We start from the raw sequence: 608 nt of genomic DNA on the forward strand, positions 1-608 counted from the left end.
GGATTGGATAGCTTTGAAGTGAACGAACAGGTCGTCACCGGATTGTGGGGTGATGAAGCCGAAGCCTTTTTCATCGTTGAACCACTTAACGGTACCGGTTTGGCGATTAGACATGGTGTAACTCCTTGAACAAAGATAACTGCGACTCAGGAAGAACCCTGGCCGAGACTGAGTGCAAAGAGCAGGAAAAATTCTTGTAGATGGTTGGATCGAAATTCAACATATCGTGTAGAGATTCTCAGTGACACAAGCAGCACAGTGGCGCCACCTTAACCCTTTTTCCTGAACGTGCCAATGGTCTTTGCGAAGGTTTCTCTGTTTTCATGACTGACGGTGCGCCGTATTGCCGCGAAGGCCCGGAAATCGTGGGGGATCGGCGAGAATTGTGCCCCGGACTTTGAACCGGCGGCGCGCCCCGGTAAGATGCCGGACAGAATTTTTCCACCTCGCTATTCAGGACACCCCCGCCATGAGCATCAAATCGGACAAGTGGATTCGCCGCATGGCGCAAGAGCACGGCATGATCGAGCCGTTCGTAGAGCGCCAGATGCGTGGCGAAGGCGCCGACCGGCTGATTTCCTTCGGCGTATCGAGCTACGGCTATGACG

At 53.6% G+C, this 608-nt stretch carries 1 protein-coding gene and 1 pseudogene; one reads left to right on the forward strand and one right to left on the reverse strand.

Annotated elements, in window-relative coordinates; translation table 11 throughout:
- The coding region (locus tag AC1DH9_RS30460; RefSeq protein ID WP_477809496.1) for a cold shock domain-containing protein at positions 1-114 on the reverse strand (114 nt) is incomplete at its 3' end.
- Between the two features lie 355 nt (positions 115-469).
- On the opposite strand from AC1DH9_RS30460, the pseudogene dcd reads away from it, so the two are divergent.
- A pseudogene (dcd, locus tag AC1DH9_RS30465) lies at positions 470-608 on the forward strand (dCTP deaminase); the annotation flags it as partial.

Source organism: Pseudomonas sp. 05T35 (assembly GCF_056396605.1).